Source organism: Nocardia flavorosea NBRC 108225, from assembly GCF_001613385.1.
Classification (GTDB): Bacteria; Actinomycetota; Actinomycetes; order Mycobacteriales; family Mycobacteriaceae; genus Nocardia; species Nocardia flavorosea.
On the sequence record NZ_BDCG01000006.1, the window covers coordinates 1 to 17,554 of the forward strand.

Here is a 17,554-nt window from a genome sequence, read left to right on the forward strand (position 1 = left end):
CATGGGCAGCGGGCACTGGTCCGGCCCGCTGCGCCTGTACCCTTACGACGAATCCGCCCCTGTGCTCTACGGCAACGGTCGCTTCATCCAATGCCCGGCCGTCGACCGTTACCACTTCAACGCCGACCGCCTCATGGAAGAAGGCGAAACCCTCTACGACGCCTTCGACGGCCTGCAGCGCGGCGGTATCCTCCCTCGCGACGACAGCTGGCAGTTCAAATCGATCTTCGCGGCATCCCGGATCCCCGCCCTGCTCTCGCGCATCGGCGGTGGAAGCCGGTAGCAGGAACACGCGAACGGAAAGCGACAACGACCACACTCGATGGCCGGTTGCCCTGTCGCCTTCCGAACCGCACACTGTGGCCATCCGGCACGGACGGGTGGACATAGGATCACAGACCGCCAGGGCGAGCTCGATCGTGGCAACAGGGTCGAGCTGGTTCGCGGGTGTGGACACGTGCCATGGATGCTCGTATTTCGACCGGAATTCCGGCATCCGGCGATCCGCCGTGTCCCGCCGCCCCTCGGCAGCGGCCTATTGCTTACCGGCGCCATCTACCAGGTGGGCGGCCCTTCCGCCGACCACGCCGACGGCGTATCCGTGGTCGCGCCACAATAGGTAGACACCGACAGCACGGGAACCGTCGACCGCTGGATTGTTCGGGATGGCTGGATCGAGACGACTGCTATCGAATCCGCCGGTCTGGTATCGGGGGACACAGCTGCACACGCAGCCGCGTCGCTTCCGACGAACCGGATCTAGGATACAAAGCGGGGGGTAAACGGGGGGCCAGAACAAGATAGCAGGTCATGCCCAGTCTGAGACTGGGCATGACCTGCAATTTTTGTGGAGCTAAGGGGACTCGAACCCCTGACCCCCACACTGCCAGTGTGGTGCGCTACCAGCTGCGCCATAGCCCCGGATGGTTGCCGCCGGTTCCCCGGCTGCCTGAACGAAGTTACACCACCTCCACGTCGGGCACCAAATCGGCTGGAGTCCGGGTGAACGGCGCGGTCAGGGGGCGACCTGCTGGACCCATTCGTGGTTCTGGGTGTCGAGCTTGGTGGCGACGTCGAACACGCTGGGGGTTGCCGCGTCGCCGTCGAGGGCGGTTTTCAGGTCTTCGAGGGCCGCGGTGGCCTGCTGTCGCGCCTGGTCGGTGCGGGCGCCGGTGGTGATGCAGTCGTGGGCGGCCCGAGGCGCGCCGGACTCGGTGGCGATGGTGGCGAGTTCGTCGTCGGTCAGGCCGGAGCCTTCGTCGGGTTGCCGGGTGTTGAGGAGGGCATCGTGGAACTTCGAGTAGGTGACCCCGGAGCCGGTCTCCGCGACGCATTGCAGGGCTGCGGAAGCGCGGGTGGAGTAATCGCCGCTCTCGGACTTGGAGTCGAGGAAATTCACGAAGCGGTAGCGGACGGCGAGTTTGCCCTCGTCGATTTTCTGGGCGATTTCCTGGCCGTAGAGACGTTCGAGGCTGCCGCAGCCGGGGCACATGGGGTCTTCGTAGATTTCGAGGGTTTTCGGGGCCTCGGGTAGGCCGAGGCGCACGCCGCCGTCGGTCTGCACCGTCGCCGTGACCGAGGGGTTGCGGACCGGTCCATAGCCTTCGTTGCGCACTTCGGCCTCGTCGGTCCCCCAGCGGAAGGCGAAGAAGACGATCAGCGCGATCAGTGCCAGGGCCACCCCGCCCAGGGCGTAGGTGGTGCCGTTGGACATCGACCGGGGGGTGTAATCGGGCGGCGGTTTGCTCACGCGACCACTCTGCCGTATCCGGGCGAATCGGTCACGCGGACCCGGTTCCCGGACGCCCGGCAACGCGCCACCGCGATCGGCGTGGCCGGGGTCAGCGCTTCGAGTTCGCGGCGTTCTCTCCGGCCGATGTTCCGGTGCGGTCTCCGCCTCCGGCCTCGGCGTCGGCAGCATTGTGTGTGTTCCCAGGAGCGGCCATCGTCTGTTCCGGAGGCTCGACCATCCCCGGCGACTCCGGCTCGGGTTCGATGCTGGCACGCCTCATCGGTTCCGGAACGACGAACCAGGCAATAGCGGCCACGGCCAGCAGGGAACCGGTGGCTGCGAGCCCGGCGCCGTAGCCCAGCTGCTGGGCGATGGCGCCGACCACGATGGGCCCGAGGACGGTGCCCAGGTCCTGGGACATCTGGAACCCGGCGAGCATGGTGCCGCCGCGTGCGCGGGAGCCGATGATATCGCCGACGGCGGCCTGCTGGGCGGGGGTGAACAGACCGGATCCGATACCTGCGACGAACGAGGTGACCAGCAGCCACGCGAGATTCGGGGACAGGCCGAGACCAGTGGTACCGACCGCGCAGACCAGGGCGCCGGAGATCAGCAGGGGGCGGCGGCCGTAGGTGTCGGAGAGCCGGCCGGAGTAGAACAGGACGGTCGCGTTACCGGCGGCGAAAACAGTCAGGGCCACCCCGGCCATACCTGATGGCTGGCCGTGGACTTCCACGACCAACAGGGGGACGAGCGCCATCCGGACGCCGAACACCGCCGCGCCGTTGGCGAAGTTGGACCACAATGCCGCGCGGTATTCGGGTCGCGCCAGGCCCTGCATGAAACTCACGGTGGCGGCGTCGGCAGCGGATTCGGATTCGGTGATCCGCGAGTCCCGCAGATTGAAGTACACGACCGCCACAGCGACGAGCAGCGCCGCCGCATAGATGAGGAACGGTGCGCGCAGGCCGAACCCGGCCAGCGCCCCACCGATCAGCGGACCGGACAGTCCGCCGATCAGGAAACACGTCGACCACAGCCCGGTGACCCGGCCGCGTTCGGTGGGCGGGGACAGCCGGATCACCAGCGCCATCGAGGAGACGGTGAACATGGTCGAACCGATCCCACCCAGGGAACGCAGCACCATCAGCTGCCAATAGGTCTGAGCGAAGGCACTCGCGCCGGTCGAAAGCGCGACGATGAGCAGCCCGACCAGATAGATCCGCCGCTCCCCCAGCATCTGCACCAGGCGCCCACTCACGGGCGCGAACAGCAGCCGCATCGCCGCGAACGCGCTGACGATCGCGGACGCGGCCGCCACCCCGACCCCGAAGCTCAGCGCGAACTGCGGCAACACCGGCGAGACCAGGCCGAACCCGACCGCCACACAGAAAGCGGCGGCGATGAGCACCCAGATTTCGCTGGGCAGCGGCGGCCTATCTGTCTTGCGGACCCGGCGGCCCGGTCGGCGAAAGCGCCCCAGCAGGGAGGACCGGCCCACAGCGTTCGCCCCAACCGGCCCATTCACGCTCTGGGATCCGGATCGATCGTTCGCTACGGCCTCATCACTCACCCAGGCAACCAACACCGAGGTGGCCGTCACAATTCCCTGCTGTAGAAGCACGACGCCGCAGAGGCGGACAATTTCCGCAGCACCGTCCTCGTCGCTGTCGAAACAGCGGGCCGGCCGCAGAAGGGTGGGCCGAGCCCCGTCCCGGCCGATACGGCCCGCAAGATCACCGTGGCGCTCGACGCCGCATGAGCGGGTGGATCCGGCCGGGCCTCCCGGCCGGATCTTCCGGACGGCACGGCGAATCGGCGGGCTGTCGCCGGCCGCCGCGTATCCGTCAGCCGGCTGCCAGCACCCGTCCGACCAGCTCCCGGGCCGCTTCCTGGACCTGCCCCAAATGGTCGGGTCCGTGGAACGACTCCGCGTAGATCTTGTATTTGCTCTCCGTGCCCGACGGGCGGGCCGCGAACCAGGCGTTTTCCGTGCTCACCTTCAAACCGCCGAGCGCCGCGCCGTTACCGCGGGCCCGGGTGGCGACCTCGGTGATCGGTTCGCCCGCGATCTCGGTGGCGGTCACCTGTCCGGGGTCGAGGGCGGACAGCAGTTTCTTCTGCTCCGCGTCGGCGGGGGCGTCGATGCGGGCGTAGGCGGGGCTGCCGTGGTTGCGTTCCAGTTCGAGGTAGCGGGCCGAGGGGCTCTGCCCGGTGACGGCGGCGATCTCGGCGGCCAGCAGCGCGAGCAGGATGCCGTCCTTCTCCGTGGTCCACACGGAGCCGTCCATGCGCAGGAAGGAGGCGCCGGCGCTCTCCTCACCGCCGAAGGCGAGACTGCCGCTGAACAGTCCGGGGACGAACCATTTGAACCCGACCGGCACCTCGTAGACGTCACGTCCCAGCACGCGGACGACTCGGTCGATCATCGCCGAGGTCACCGCCGTTTTGCCGATCTTGGTGAGCGCATCCCAGCGGTGCCGGTTCGCCACCAGATAGTCGATCGCGACGGCGAGGAAGTGATTCGGGTTCATCAGGCCGCCGTCGGGGGTGACGATGCCGTGCCGGTCGGCGTCGGCATCATTACCGGTGGAGATGTCGTAGTCGTCGCGGATCGAGACCAGCGACGCCATCGCATGCGGGGACGAGGGATCCATCCGGATCTGGCCGTCGCCGTCGAGTGTCATGAAACGCCAGGTGGGGTCGACCGTCGGGTTCACCACCTCGAGCTCGAGATCGTAGCGCTGCCCGATTTCTTCCCAGTAGTCCACGCTGGCACCGCCCATCGGGTCGGCGCCGAGCCGGATCCCTGCGCCGCGGATGGCGTCGAGGTTGAGTACCGCGGGCAGATCCGCGACGTAATGGTCGAGGAAGTCGTAGCGGCCCGCGGCGGCCATTGCCTGCGTCAGTGCGGCCCGTTTCACCCCGGCCAGGCCGCCGCGCAGCAGTTCGTTGGCGCGCTCGGCGATCGCATCGGTGGCGCCGGTATCGGCCGGGCCGCCGTGGGGTGGGTTGTATTTGATACCGCCGTCACGTGGTGGGTTGTGCGACGGGGTCACTACGATACCGTCGGCCTGCGGTCGGGAACTGTCGCGGTTGTGGCGGACCACCGCATGGCTGAGTGCGGGCGTCGGGGTGTAACGACCGCGGGAATCCACCACGGCGCCGACCTCGTTGCCCGCGAGAACTTCGAGCACGGTGGTCCACGCCGGTTCGGACAGCGCGTGGGTGTCGCGGGCCAGATACACCGGCCCCTTGATTCCGCGGGTGGCCCGGTATTCGACGACGGCCTGGGTGATGGCCAGGATATGCGCCTCGTTGAACGTGGCGTCCAGGCTCGAGCCGCGGTGCCCGGAGGTTCCGAAAACGACCCGCTGGCTGGGTTCGGCGGGGTCGGGAACGCGACTGTAATACGCGGTCACCAACCCCGGCACGTCCACCAGATCGCCGGGGCGGGCCGGTCGCCCGGCTCGGTCGTGCGCCATGTTCGGAGCTCCCTTCGTGGTCGGCCGTACCCGGCTGGTCATCGTGATCATCCGAACGGTCCCGCGGCGGTGGCGCCGAGAGAGACCGCGCCGAGACAGATCCCGGTGTTGAGCACGATATTGCCGAACGCCTGCCCGGCAGCACCACCGGTGGCGAGCGCGACCGTCTCGTAGCCGAACGTGCTGAAGGTCGTGAATGCACCGCAGAATCCGATTCCCGCGGCCGCCACCACCGCGTCACTCGCACCCGACCCGATCAACACACCCAGCAGCGCCGAGCCCACAATATTAACCGCCAGCGTGCCGAGCGGAAGCCGGGAATCGGTATACGCGGTGACGACGCGATCGAGCAGATAACGCGCGGGCGCGCCCAGCATTCCGCCCAGCACCACCCATACCGCGGTCACCGGCCGGTATCCGTTCGCTGCCGGCACTCCGCACTCACCGCTACCGCCATCACCCGACCCCTCTCGCTCGTCCCGTCTTACGTTCAGCTCGTGCCGTACTGCCTTGTCCCGCCGCGTCTTCCCGTAATCCACCGGGTGACCGTCATTCCCGCGAGGACCGCGACCAGGCAGGTCACCACGGTTCCCCCGAGGTATCCGAGCGCTACACCCGGGGCACCCGATTCGAGCAGTGTACGAACCTCGGCGCTGTAACTGGAAAAGGTGGTGAATCCACCGAGTACCCCGACTCCGAGGAACGGGCGCAGCAGCCGCGGCGGGGCGAACACCTCGGTGATGATCACCATCAGGATGCCGATGGCCAGGCAGCCGAGGGTGTTGGCGAGGAAGGTGGCCCACGGAAAACCTCCGGGCCGGACCGGGATCCGCAGGGTGAGCCAGTAGCGCAGGCCGGCGCCGAGCCCACCGCCGCAGGCGACGGCCGCCAGGACGGCGGCATCCATCGGTGCGGTCTGCACTGGTTCGCTCATGCTCCGGGACCTCCTGCGTTCCACGGCGGCGTGCGCACGGATCGCGCATCGCAACGGTATCCGCAGGCGGGGCGGGGTTTATATCGGGCCGGATCGAAATGGTCTGCGTTAATTCGTAGCTTGCTACCATTCCGGATGTGAACCTCGCCACCACTGCGCCCCGGACGCGCCGTCTCCGGGTGGATGCGGCGCGCAATCAGCAGCGGATCATCGATGCGGCCCGGGAGCTGTTCGCCGACCGCGGACTGGAGATCACGCTCGACGATGTGGCCGACCGCGCGGGGGTCGGTGTGGGCACCGTGTACCGCCGGTTCGCCAACAAGCGGGAACTGATTTCCGAGGTCTTCGCCGTACATGTCCGGGAATTCGTGCAGGCAGCACAGGATGCACTCGCCGTTGCGGATCCATGGGAGGGTGTCGTCCGGCTCTTCGACTACGCGTGCCGGCATATGGCGGCCAACCGCGGTTTCAGCGAAGTGATGCTCGAAATGCATGACGACCCCGGACACCTCGGCCGTCCACGCGAACAGCTCGGCCCTGCCGTGGCGGCCGTGATGGAACGGGCCCGGAACGCCGGTGTGCTGCAGCCGGGGATCGAGGACACCGATCTGTTCGCGTTGATCTACATGGTCGATTCGCTCGCCGAGTTCGCCCGCCCGGTCGATGCCGATATCTGGCGCCGCTATATGGCGATCACTCTCAACGGCATTCGTGCCCAGGACACGCCGGCGCAGCCGTTGGCGGTGAATGCGCTCAGTCTTGCGCAGGTGGAGCGGGCCAAGGCGGCCAAGCCGTGCGTGGCCCGGCGCCGCTGAGCGCAACCCGATTTCTCCGTGTCGATTGCTCTGTGTCACGAGGTTTGCCCGGCAACCGGCGACACCATCCCTTAATGTTGGACATGTGACCAAGTTATGGGTGAACTGGGCCGGCGATCAGCAATGCGTACCGGCCCGGCTGGCCGCGCCGCGCGATCACGCCGAACTGGCCGATGAATTGGGCCGGGCCGCAGCGGACGGGCACCGGGTCCGCGTCGCGGGATCGGGCCATTCCTTCACCGGCGCCTGCCTCACCGACGGCCTACTCCTGGACCTCTCCCGCATGAACCGGGTACTGGAGGTCGACCGCGAGACCGGCCTGGCGAAGGTCCAGGCGGGGATGACCCTCGCCGCCCTCAACGACCGGCTCGACCAGTACGGCCTCGCCTTCCCGAACCTAGGGGATATCGACGCCCAGACCATCGCCGGCGCCACTGCCACCGGCACCCACGGCACCGGCGCCCGCCTACCCAACCTCTCCGCGCAACTACACGGGGTGGAGTTGATGACCGCCGACGGCAGAACTGTAGAACTGACCGAACACTCCGGCGCCGAGGCGTGGCGGGCGGCGCGGGTGAGCGTGGGCGCGCTCGGCGTGATCACCGCCTTCACCCTGCAACTCGTGCCCTCCTTCGTACTCGAGGGCGTCGAGCGGCCGGTGCCGGTGGCGGAGATCCTGGACGATCTGGACTCCTACGTAGACGGCAACGAGCATTTCGAGTTCTATATGTTCGCCCACAGCCCGCTCGCGATGACCAAACGCAATAATCGGGTCGATCTGCCGCCCGCACCACGACACAAAGCGGTCGACTGGTTCGCCGATATCGCCGTATCCAATCACGTCAGTGACGCACTGTGCCGACTGGCCCGCCGGCGGCCGGCCGTCATCCCGCCACTGCAGCGCGCCGCCGCCTACGCCTTCAGTTACCGGCGTCAGGTGGACCGCTCCTACCGGGTGTTCACCAGCCCGCGGCTGTTCCGGTTCACCGAGATGGAATACGCGATCCCGCGCGAACATTCGGTCGAGGCGATCCGTGAGATCAAGGAAACCGCCCGCCGTTTCGACTCGCCGATGCCCATCGAGGTGCGGTGGGTCGCGGGCGACGACGCCTTCCTCTCCCCGGCCGGCGGCCGGGCGACCTGCTATATCGCGGTGCACCAGTACGAAGGTATGGAACACGAAACGTTCTTCCGCGCCTGCGAAACGGTTTTCGACCGTTACCAGGGCCGGCCCCACTGGGGAAAACGCCACTACCAGAGCGCGGAGACGCTCCGGGCACGTTACCCGGACTGGGATCGATTCGCCGCGGTACGCCGGCACTACGATCCGGAAGGCCGCTTCGCCAACGACTACCTCGACGGAGTCCTCGGCCCCGTGTAGACCGATTCCGATGCACCGGACAGTCGTTGCCCGGCCGGATGCCTCACTGCCCCAGGATCAGGTCCACCAGCCGGGGCAGCGCCTCGCCGATGGGTTCACGCACGACCTCGGTGGCCATCGAATCGTACGGCGTGGGTTCGGCATTCACGATGACCAACGAGGCGCCCGCCGCCACCGCCCGGCCACACAGCGAGGCCGCGGGCTCCACCTGCAGCGATGTGCCGACAGCGAGAAAGATATCCGCTGTCTCGGCCGCCAGCGAGGCCTTCAGCAAGGTGCGCTGGTCCAGCGCCTGGCCGAACATGATCACGGCCGCCTTGAGGATGCCGCCACATTCCGGGCACGGCGGATCGGGCTCCCCGGCGCCGACCCGTTCGAGAGTCTCTGCCATGGTCGCGGAGTATGCGCAGTCCACGCACACCACATCGAACATGTTGCCGTGGATCTCGATCACCCGCTGGGAGTTCGAACCGGCGCGCTGGTGTAAGCGGTCGACGTTCTGGGTGACGATCGTGAGCGCACGCCCGGCCCGCTCCAACTCCACGAGCGCGAGATGTGCCGGGTTCGGTTCCGCACCCCAGGCCGGGTTGTCGCGGCGGGACTGCCAGGAGCGTTCGCGCAGGGCTGGGTCGGAGACGTAGTTGTCGTAGGTGGACAACAGTTCCGCCACCGGATCTTCGGTCCACACTCCCCGCGGCCCGCGAAAATCAGGGATTCCGCTGTCGGTGGAAATTCCCGCACCTGTCAGTACGGCGATACGGCCCGCGCGCTGATGCCACCGGGTCACCGGAGTACCCCCCGGGCCGGCGTCGCTCCGCGGGAATGGGCGCTCGACCAGGGTGGGCGCCGGTACTGAATCCGCATATCGCCAGCTTAGGCATGCCCAGCCCCACATACTTCACAGCGCACCCCTCGACGCAAGCTGGCTATCTTTCAGCAAACGATAGTCGGGGTCCGATTCGCACGATCCCCAAGGAAACATTCCTGGAGTACGGTTCGGGCGTGTCACACAAACCCACTCCTTTTGATCAGGCATTTTTCCCGAAAGATCACAGTCCGGGCACAGCACCTCCCCACCGTTTCCCACAGTGTGTGATGGCTGTCTCGAGATTTGCCACCCGGTATCCAAGCGGAGATTTGTCCGTTACGGTGAACACAGTTGCCACACTCGACCGAGACGGAGGTTCCGCCATGGCTCGCCACCGCGCACCCCGTACGGCAGATCCGCAGATCCGGCACATCCCCGTCCGGAACTACAGCAATAACGGTTTGATAACCGAGGCGGCGGGGTACTCGAAAAATATGACAGCACTGCGTAACCGACCAACCCGGATCGCCGGTATGGAATGGGGCACCGCATTGCTGGCGCTCGCCACCTGCCTCATTTTCAGTACCGGAATTGCCGCCATCACCCAGTCGTTTTCCATGGCACTGATCGCCACGGCCAGCATCCTCGTCGGCCTGGGCATCACTCTGCGCATCCTGAGAACCCCTCGCTGACCGCGCGCCCCGTTCTCGAATACCTGTCCGCAGGACTAGCCTGCGAGCATGGCATCCGGGGACGGGTCCGAGGAAAGCGTCGAGGGCAGCAGCGGTGGCGCCGGCCCGCCGGCCGAACCGGTCGATGCGCCGCACCGGAGCCGCAGCACGGATCCGGTGGTGGACCACAGCTGGCTGAACCGCCGCTCCCGTGCACGTGGCACGCATCTGCCGCGGCTTTCCACCGTGCTACTCGTCACCGCGTTCTCCGCCGTTCTGATCCTCTACCTGCTCCTGCAACCGGGCTGAGCAGCGGCCGGGAATAATCCGGTTGCCGCGGCGCTTTAAGGTTGTCGTCATGAAGGAGAAGGGGCGCAAGGTCATCGCGACCAACCGCCGGGCACGGCACAACTACACGATCCTGGACACCTACGAGGCCGGGATCGCGTTGGTCGGTACCGAGGTCAAGAGTCTGCGTGAGGGTAAGGCCTCACTGGTGGACGCCTTCGCGACCGTCGACAACGGGGAAGTCTGGCTGCGTGGCCTGCACATCCCGGAGTTCAGTCACGGAACCTGGACCAACCATTCGCCGCGCCGGGTCCGGAAGCTGCTGCTGCACAAGCGGGAGATCGAACGCCTCGTCGGCAAATCCCGCGAGGGCAACCAGACACTGGTCCCGCTGTCGATGTACTTCTCCGACGGCAAGGTGAAGGTCGAACTGGCCCTCGCCAAAGGTAAGCAGGACTACGACAAGCGGCAGGACCTGGCCCGGCGCACCGCCGAGCGCGAGGTCACCCGCGAACTCGGCCGGCGTATCAAAGGGATGCGCTGACCGGCGCGGACGGCACCGGGAAAACGGGAATGAACGACGGTGCCCGAGGTGTTAATATGACTGGCCCGGCAAGGTGCCGGGACGTACGGGGCTGAACGGTTTCGACTGCGTACGTAGATTCAGGGGAAGCGTGTCGGTGCAGGCAAGAGACCACCGTAAGCGTCGTTGCAACCAATTAAGCGCCGATTCTCATCAGCGCGAGTACGCTCTCGCTGCCTAAGCGATAGCGTCTCTGTCGGCCCGAGGTTCGCCCTCGGCTTCGGTGCCGGCATCAGCTAGAGGGCTCACCGCGCGACTCGGTCGCGGAGTAACGCGGGACATCCAACAGCGACTGGGATCGTCATCCCGGCTTGTTCGCGAGACCGGGAGATCCGAGTAGAGGCCCAGCGAACTGCACACGGAGAAGCCCTGGAGAAGCGGCGGAGGACCCGGGTTCGATTCCCGGCAGCTCCACAGCGGGGCCCCTCACTTGCAATGCAGGTGGGGGGCCTTTTTCATGCAGATCGCGATACCTGCTCAGTCCGTGTGGGCACATCTGGGCATGCTCAGCGTCTTGTCGTTCACGCCGGGAGCAGCAGGGGAAGAGCGTTGACCGCGCCATGGACGACGAGGATGGGCCACATTGCCCGGTACTTGCTCCACAGATAACCCAGGAACAATCCGAGGACGCCCTGATTGACGAAGACATGGGCGAGATCGACATGCAAAGCCCCCGTGCCCTGGATGCCGATGTGCCAAGAGGCCCACAGCGCCGATGTGAGCACGATCGCGGGCAGGCGTCCGAGGAGAACTTCCCACCTCGACTGGAGCCATCGCCGGTAGAACACCTCTTCGAGAAGGGCGTTGAGCAGGAACCCGACGGCGATGGTGGCGAGCAACATGCCGAGCGAGTCGATGGGGGCATCATCGCCCGGGGGAATAGCGAGGGGTCCGCAATAGCTGAGAAGCAGCCACGTTCCGACGGGTATCGCGGGGGCAACCCGCTGCCACGGGGTTGTCCCGTCGCGCGCTACCGGAATCGGCCGGCCAGGGCGCATAACCCAGAACATCGCCACCGGAACGCCGAGCAGCATCGACAGTTTGAACAGTGTATGTGCCGGTTCTCCGCCTCCTGCCGACCGCAAGGAGACGGCGAACACGAGGGCGAGCACCATGAGCGTTCCGGCTTGAATACGAAGCGCGCGTCCGCTCGTTGCGCTCGGCGCGCTCGTGGGAGCCTTCGCCGGTACGAGCCGGACGAGTGCGATCCCCGCGAGGGCGGGGATCCACCGAGCCCACATCGGCACGGTTTCGCCGTGGTCAGCGGAGTATCTGACCCCCGTATCGCCGGTCCACAGCAGCCATAACGCCGACGCGGCGACGAGCGCAACGCCCACCACGAGAACGACCGTCCCAAGACTGTTCGTTTCACGTGATTTTTTCAGCACAACTGTACGGTAACAGGACCGTACAGTTGTGCTATCAAGAGGTATGCCCAAGGTCGTCGATCACGCTCAGCGGCGTGCGGAACTTGCCCGCGCGGTATGGGCAGTCATCGGCAGGGAAGGGATCGAAGGCGCTACGGTCCGGCGGGTGGCCGAGGAAGCCGGAGTGTCGGTCGGCGGACTGCGGCACTACTTCGACAGTCAGCAGGGCCTCCTGCGCTTCGCGGCGGAAGCGATGGCCGGCAGCGTCCGGGCCCGCGTCGCCGAACATCTTCGCGCGGACCTGCCGGATGTGGAACGAGCCCGGCTGATCCTCGAGGAATTCCTGCCGCTGGACGAACCCCGAAGCGTGGAGGTGGACGTATGGCTGGCGTGCCTGGTGCGTTCACGCTTCGATGCCTCGTTCGACGAGCTACGCAGGATCAGCGGGGTCGGCGAACGCCACCTCTGCCGCCTCGCCCTGGCGTACTGTCGGGGAGTAGCGCCTCCCGGCGATATCGGGCAGCGACTGGATACCGGACTCCTGGAACAGCAGGCCGAGCGCCTCCACCTCTTCATGGACGGCCTGACATTGCAGGCGGCGATGTACCCCACCGAGTTCCCGCCGGAGCAAGTCCGCATGACCCTTCGGCGCGAACTGGGTTTGCTGGCCCGTGGCGAGTACTGATACGACGGATACCCGGTCCGCACCGGCAGGGCCTTCGTCTCATCCCGCCCGCAACCACGGCGGTGCGATCGGCGAGGGCGGCGGGTTCCACCCGCCCGCAGTCGGCGGTAGCGTAGGAACCACAGCTCACAGTGGTTGCCATTGGTGAGCCGGTCCGCGAAAGAGGTGGGCGCCATGCCCGATATGCGCGATCCCGGGCCAGAGCACGACGGAGCGAGCTCCGGCTACCGGTTGATGGACGAGGTACTCGATATCGGCGACGAGGACCGCGAAGAGCTGGACTACGACCTGGGCGACGACGATCAGGCCGACGAGGTCCGCGAATACGAGCGATATATCGCCGATCCCCCGAACGATCTGGTCATCCGCTATCACGAGAACGACGACACCGGCCGTTTGGGTATTGCCCGCGAACTCGACCAGGAGTGGACCCGCCGCCGGCATCGCGAGGAATTGCGCGCCGAGGACCGCCGTCCCGCGGAGGCGGCGGCCATGGAGATTCAGGACGAACTCCGGGATTGACCGGTCGGCTCCCTGTCGTTCGCTCGCGCGGCGGGCGATAGGTTCGATGCCATGAGCGAGTTCGCGGGGTTCCCGATCGCGGGGCCGGACTTCTACGAGGATCTCGAGGCCGATAACTCGAGGATATTCTGGACCGCCAACAAGCACATATACGAGGAATTCGTGAAGCGCCCGATGACGGCGCTGATCACCGACCTCGAACCGGACTTCGGCCCCGCCAAGATCTTCCGCCCCTACCGCGATGTGCGGTTCGCCAAAGACAAATCACCGTACAAGACGCACCAGGGCGCGGTCGTGCCCACTGCGCCGGGGGTCGGCTGGTATGTCCAGATCGGCGCACCCGGACTGTTCGTGGCCGGAGGCCTGTACGCCGCCGCACCGGAACAGCTCTCCCGCCTGCGCACCACCCTCGACGACGATATTCGCGGCGCCGAGCTCGAATCGATCGTCGACCACCTCGTAACAGCCGGCTACACCCTCGGCGGCGACAAGCTGAAGACCCGCCCGAAGGGCTACCCCATCGATCACCCCCGCATCGACCTGCTGCGCCATAAATCGCTGGTGATGAGCCGCGAGTTCGGGACCCCGGACTGGCTGGAGACACCGCGGGCCGCCACAGAGATCCGCAAGTCGTGGGAATCGCTGCGACCCCTCGTGGAGTGGCTCGGGGCGGTTGCAGGCAACTGAGTTCGCCGGCCCGGGGAAAGCCGCTCACTGTGCATGAGTCGACCGTTCCGATTCTCCGGCGCCTGCGGCCCCGGCGAAGTATGTGCACTCACGCGGCAGGCGGTAGCGGGCGCAGGCGGTGCAGACCGCCGCTCACCGTGCCTGGAGCGTTGGTCGTATCCGACGGCCGATCTCGACGACCGCTTCCCGGCTTGCCGAGCCCGGTGGCGCCACGGGAGCCGCCGGACCGATCCTGGCGCGGAGCCTTCACAGCATTGTCTGTTACTCGCCGTCCTACTAATGTGTATCGTCACAAGTACCGGCATCCACACATCCTTGTGACCGGGTACCGGCGCCGGTGACGATCGAGGAGGATCGATGAGGCTGTTCCGTAACCACGCCTCCGAACGGCTGACCGACCCGGGAGAGGTCGCGCTCACCGCCCGCAACGTGCATTTCGAATGGACCGGTATTCCACTGCACTGGATGAAATCCGATCCGATCGCCTCGCATGTCCTCAACGCTCTCAACCTGCTGTTACCCGAAGGCGAACGCAGCTTCCTGACGGCCTTCGGCGAGGCCCTGCCCTTCGTCCGCGACGAGAAGCTGCGTGCGGATATGCTCGGCTTCATCGGCCAGGAGTCGATGCATGCGGAAACCCACGCCGGATCGCACGAACTGCTGCTCACGGCCAACGGGATCGATCCCCAGCCTTATCTGGAACAGGCCGAGTACGTATTCCGCAAGACCATCGGTCCCCGGCGGTCCACCGCCACCCGGGCGGGACGCCAGCAGCTGGTGGATCGGCTCGCGGTGATCGCCGCGCTGGAACATTTCTTCGCCTTCCTGGGCGATTGGGTGCTCAACAGCGACCTGGAAAAGTTCGACGCCGATCCGCGCATGCTCGACCTGTATCGCTGGCACGGCGCAGAAGAGGTCGAGCACCGTAATGTCGCCCACGATGTCGCCGAATACTTCGGCGTCGGTTACCTGCGGCGGGGCGCGGTGATGATGCTGGTCTTCCCGTCGTTCCTGGTGCTTCTGGTGCGCGGGACCAAATACCTGGTGCACCGCGACCCTGCGCTGCCCGACCTCGGATATCCCCGGCTGCTGCCGCGGATTCTGCGGTCGATGTGGCGGGGTTCCCTCCCCGGCATCCCGGCCCTGCTGGTGAGTGCGCTGTCCACCTTCGAACCCGGATACAGTCCGGAATCGGTCGGCTCGACCGCCCAGGCCGTCGCGTACCTGGCGCAATCTCCGGCAGCCCGGGCAGCTTCGTGACCAGGCCCGTCCTGCCGCTGCCCGCCGACCTCTACGGGCGGCGCCGGCCCGACCGGACCCTGCGCGTTCTCGATGCCGTCGTGAACGCCCGGCTGAACTGGACGGCACTGACCAACCGTCGCGATCTGACACCGCGTATCGACGACCGCCGAATCCCGGTGGTGGTGACCGGGCGCCGAGTGGAAGCCTCCGACGAGGACGTGGTGAGCCTCCGCCTGACCGCACCCGACCGGCGTGCCCTCCCGCGGTGGCGCCCCGGAGCGCATCTCGATATCGAGCTGCCGTCCGGACGCCTACGGCAGTATTCGCTCTGCGGCGACCCCGCCGACACCCACCATTACCGGATCGCGGTGCGCCGTATCCCGGGCGGTGCGGGTTCGAACGAAGTGCACGACGCGCTGCCCGTCGGCTCGGCGCTGATGGTGCGGGGACCACGCAATGCGTTTCCGTTCGCCGCGCCCGGTTACGGGTCACCCGCGCGGCGGGTGCGGTTCGTGGCCGGAGGTATCGGGATCACGCCGATCCTGCCGATGATGCGGCTGGCCGAAACCCTCGGAATCGACTGGTCGATGATCTACACCGGGCGAGCCCTGGACACCCTGCCGTTCCTGGACGAGGTGCGCCGATTCGGCGATCACGTGACGGTCCGCACCGACGACCGGCACGGGCTGCCCACGGCCGCGGAACTTCTCGGCAAAGCCGGCGCCGGAACCGCCGTGTACTGCTGCGGACCCGCACCCATGGTCACCTCCATTGCCGGCACGGTGCGGGCAATGCCTGCGATAGAACTGCATTCCGAACGTTTCTCGGCGCCGCCGGTCGTGAACGGTATGCCGTTCCAGATCCAGTTGGGCGCCGGTGGCGAGGTGATCGATGTGCCGGCGGACCGATCCGCACTCGACATTCTGCTCGAACGCCGACCCGACCAGCCGTATTCGTGCCGGCAGGGCTTCTGCCGGACCTGCAAGGTCCGGGTATCGGCAGGCGTTCCCGACCACCGCGACCACGTCCTGACCTCCGCCGAGCGCGACCACGGCGACCTGCTGGTGTGTGTATCACGCTGTGCAGGCGGACGTCTCGTCCTCGACCTCTGATCCGACCACCCGCCCACAGCCTCAGGAGACCAGCGTGACGGTATCGATATCCGACTACCCGGCTACCGAACGAACGGTGCACCACCGTGGATTCGACCTCGCCGTCTACGAATACGGCGATCCGGACGCCGAAACCGTCGTCCTGGTCCACGGCTGGCCCGATACCCACCACCTGTGGAACGGCGTGATTCCGCTGCTTGCCCGGCGCTTCCACGTGGTCGCCTACGATACGCGCGGGCACGGCGCCTCCACCCGCACCGCACGGGTCGCCGATTTCCGGCTCGCCGAACTGTCCGCCGATTTCTTCGCGGTCGCGGAGGCCGTGAGCCCGGACCGGCCGGTACACGTCCTCGCCCACGATTGGGGTTCGGTGCAGGTATGGGAGGCGGTCTGCGAGCCGGGAGCGAGCGCCCGGATCGCCTCGTTCACCTCGGTATCCGGCCCGAATCTCGATCATCTGGCCGCCTGGGTACGGGCCCGGCTGCGCCGGCCGAGCGCACGAAATCTCTGGCAGCCGTTCACACAGCTCCTGTCGTCGGCCTACACCGGGTTCTTCATGACTCCGGGTCTGCCGCGGCTGGCGTTCGGTGCGCTCGCCACCGAACAGCGCTGGCGGCGGTTCATCCAGCTCATGAACAACACCGCGCCGTCGACGATCACCTTCGGGCCCACCTTGAAACAGGATATGGTCAACGGCCTGCTCATCTATCGGGCCAATATCGTCGCGCATCTGATGAAGCCGCGCGAGCGGACCACAGACGTACCGGTCCAGCTGATCGTCGCCGGCCGCGATATCGCGGTCCGGCCCGCCGGATACGACGATTCGGCGCGGTGGGTTTCGCGACTGTGGCGCCGCGATGTCCCAGCCGGGCATTGGATGCCGTTCTCGCATCCCTCCCTTCTCGCGACCGCGACCACCGAGCTGGTGGATGCCGTGGAGAAAGGCGAGTTCGCCACGGCAGACTCGGTCACCGCCGGGGAAACGCTCGGGCAGGTTCGGCAACTTCCTGTGGCGGACGGACCGCCGAAGAACGGAACCCGTTGAGTGCGCTCGGCCGGCACCGATCGGCGTAACCGGGCACGCCAGCGTGGTGCAGGTCTCGGGCCGACCCCCCGGTACGAAGGCTCGGCCGACCAGGCACCGAGCGGCGCGCCGAGATCGCGGCCCGGCGATCGGGCAGGTCATCACCTCGCCCAACTGCCGGGTCTGGTGTCGCCTGTTTCGAGCACGGGCTCGGCAGC

18 protein-coding genes, 1 tRNA gene, 1 other RNA gene and 1 pseudogene are annotated in these 17,554 nt (G+C 66.9%); 13 read left to right on the forward strand and 8 right to left on the reverse strand.

The genetic code is table 11. The features are described 5' to 3' along the window. Positions 1-283 (forward strand): annotated as a pseudogene (locus NFL01S_RS36050) (nuclear transport factor 2 family protein); the annotation flags it as partial. A 565-nt stretch (positions 284-848) separates the two neighbouring features. Here the strand turns inward: NFL01S_RS36050 and NFL01S_RS07270 are convergent. The 6 genes from NFL01S_RS07270 to crcB (NFL01S_RS07295) all read right to left on the reverse strand — a co-directional run bounded on the left by NFL01S_RS07270 (position 849) and on the right by crcB (NFL01S_RS07295) (position 6,151). Further along, a tRNA-Ala gene (locus tag NFL01S_RS07270) sits at positions 849-921 on the reverse strand. A gap of 94 nt (positions 922-1,015) precedes the next feature. Then, entirely contained in the window at positions 1,016-1,750 is a 735-nt protein-coding gene (locus NFL01S_RS07275) for a DsbA family protein (protein ID WP_245670559.1), read from the reverse strand. A gap of 91 nt (positions 1,751-1,841) precedes the next feature. Continuing rightward, complete coding sequence (locus NFL01S_RS07280) at positions 1,842-3,215, reverse strand: MFS transporter (protein ID WP_174555661.1); 1,374 nt, start codon at positions 3,213-3,215, stop codon at positions 1,842-1,844. 364 nt (positions 3,216-3,579) lie between these two features. Beyond that, positions 3,580-5,217, reverse strand: coding sequence for a phosphoglucomutase (alpha-D-glucose-1,6-bisphosphate-dependent) (pgm, locus tag NFL01S_RS07285; RefSeq protein ID WP_062972979.1), 1,638 nt, complete (start codon positions 5,215-5,217; stop codon positions 3,580-3,582). Between the two features lie 47 nt (positions 5,218-5,264). Beyond that, a complete protein-coding gene (gene crcB / locus NFL01S_RS07290; protein ID WP_245670560.1) occupies positions 5,265-5,651 on the reverse strand; it encodes a fluoride efflux transporter CrcB in 387 nt (128 codons plus the stop codon). Positions 5,652-5,707: 56 nt separating this feature from the next. Further along, positions 5,708-6,151 (reverse strand): fluoride efflux transporter CrcB, encoded by a 444-nt coding sequence (gene crcB / locus NFL01S_RS07295; RefSeq protein WP_062972821.1) that lies wholly within the window; start codon positions 6,149-6,151, stop codon positions 5,708-5,710. A 137-nt stretch (positions 6,152-6,288) separates the two neighbouring features. Between crcB (NFL01S_RS07295) and NFL01S_RS07300 the strand changes: the two genes are divergently transcribed. Both NFL01S_RS07300 and NFL01S_RS07305 read left to right on the forward strand, forming a co-directional pair. Beyond that, positions 6,289-6,966 carry a TetR/AcrR family transcriptional regulator gene (locus NFL01S_RS07300; RefSeq protein ID WP_062972823.1) on the forward strand — a complete coding sequence of 226 codons (678 nt, stop codon included), beginning with the start codon at positions 6,289-6,291 and terminating at the stop codon, positions 6,964-6,966. An 85-nt stretch (positions 6,967-7,051) separates the two neighbouring features. Continuing rightward, the gene (locus tag NFL01S_RS07305; protein ID WP_062972825.1) at positions 7,052-8,347 is read left to right on the forward strand and encodes a D-arabinono-1,4-lactone oxidase; all 1,296 of its coding nucleotides are present in this window, start codon (positions 7,052-7,054) and stop codon (positions 8,345-8,347) included. A 43-nt stretch (positions 8,348-8,390) separates the two neighbouring features. On the opposite strand, the gene NFL01S_RS07310 is transcribed toward NFL01S_RS07305, so the two are convergent. Continuing rightward, positions 8,391-9,134, reverse strand: coding sequence for an SIR2 family NAD-dependent protein deacylase (locus NFL01S_RS07310; protein WP_062972827.1), 744 nt, complete (start codon positions 9,132-9,134; stop codon positions 8,391-8,393). A gap of 515 nt (positions 9,135-9,649) precedes the next feature. Between NFL01S_RS07310 and NFL01S_RS34210 the strand changes: the two genes are divergently transcribed. The 4 genes from NFL01S_RS34210 to ssrA all read left to right on the forward strand — a co-directional run bounded on the left by NFL01S_RS34210 (position 9,650) and on the right by ssrA (position 11,114). Continuing rightward, positions 9,650-9,847 carry a hypothetical protein gene (locus NFL01S_RS34210; protein WP_081595711.1) on the forward strand — a complete coding sequence of 66 codons (198 nt, stop codon included), beginning with the start codon at positions 9,650-9,652 and terminating at the stop codon, positions 9,845-9,847. Between the two features lie 48 nt (positions 9,848-9,895). Beyond that, positions 9,896-10,135, forward strand: a complete 240-nt coding sequence (locus NFL01S_RS07320) for a WLR motif membrane protein (RefSeq protein WP_062972831.1) — start codon at positions 9,896-9,898, stop codon at positions 10,133-10,135. A gap of 49 nt (positions 10,136-10,184) precedes the next feature. Continuing rightward, the gene (gene smpB / locus NFL01S_RS07325; RefSeq protein WP_062972833.1) at positions 10,185-10,658 is read left to right on the forward strand and encodes an SsrA-binding protein SmpB; all 474 of its coding nucleotides are present in this window, start codon (positions 10,185-10,187) and stop codon (positions 10,656-10,658) included. A gap of 87 nt (positions 10,659-10,745) precedes the next feature. Continuing rightward, positions 10,746-11,114: a transfer-messenger RNA gene (gene ssrA / locus NFL01S_RS07330) on the forward strand. 104 nt (positions 11,115-11,218) lie between these two features. Here the strand turns inward: ssrA and NFL01S_RS07335 are convergent. Beyond that, complete coding sequence (locus NFL01S_RS07335; RefSeq protein WP_062972835.1) at positions 11,219-12,085, reverse strand: CPBP family intramembrane glutamic endopeptidase; 867 nt, start codon at positions 12,083-12,085, stop codon at positions 11,219-11,221. A gap of 43 nt (positions 12,086-12,128) precedes the next feature. Between NFL01S_RS07335 and NFL01S_RS07340 the strand changes: the two genes are divergently transcribed. The 6 genes from NFL01S_RS07340 (at position 12,129) to NFL01S_RS07365 (ending at position 17,357) form a co-directional block, all read left to right on the forward strand. Then, positions 12,129-12,749, forward strand: a complete 621-nt coding sequence (locus NFL01S_RS07340) for a TetR/AcrR family transcriptional regulator (RefSeq protein ID WP_062972837.1) — start codon at positions 12,129-12,131, stop codon at positions 12,747-12,749. 174 nt (positions 12,750-12,923) lie between these two features. Then, entirely contained in the window at positions 12,924-13,271 is a 348-nt protein-coding gene (locus NFL01S_RS07345) for a hypothetical protein (protein ID WP_245670561.1), read from the forward strand. 51 nt (positions 13,272-13,322) lie between these two features. Continuing rightward, positions 13,323-13,958 (forward strand): DUF2461 domain-containing protein, encoded by a 636-nt coding sequence (locus NFL01S_RS07350; RefSeq protein WP_062972839.1) that lies wholly within the window; start codon positions 13,323-13,325, stop codon positions 13,956-13,958. A gap of 357 nt (positions 13,959-14,315) precedes the next feature. Continuing rightward, positions 14,316-15,218 (forward strand): metal-dependent hydrolase, encoded by a 903-nt coding sequence (locus tag NFL01S_RS07355; protein WP_062972841.1) that lies wholly within the window; start codon positions 14,316-14,318, stop codon positions 15,216-15,218. Next, complete coding sequence (locus NFL01S_RS07360; protein ID WP_371851787.1) at positions 15,215-16,312, forward strand: PDR/VanB family oxidoreductase; 1,098 nt, start codon at positions 15,215-15,217, stop codon at positions 16,310-16,312. The genes NFL01S_RS07355 and NFL01S_RS07360 overlap by 4 nt, the downstream gene beginning before the upstream one ends. Positions 16,313-16,346: 34 nt before the next feature. Beyond that, positions 16,347-17,357, forward strand: coding sequence for an alpha/beta fold hydrolase (locus NFL01S_RS07365; protein ID WP_084492490.1), 1,011 nt, complete (start codon positions 16,347-16,349; stop codon positions 17,355-17,357). Positions 17,358-17,554 lie beyond the last annotated feature (197 nt).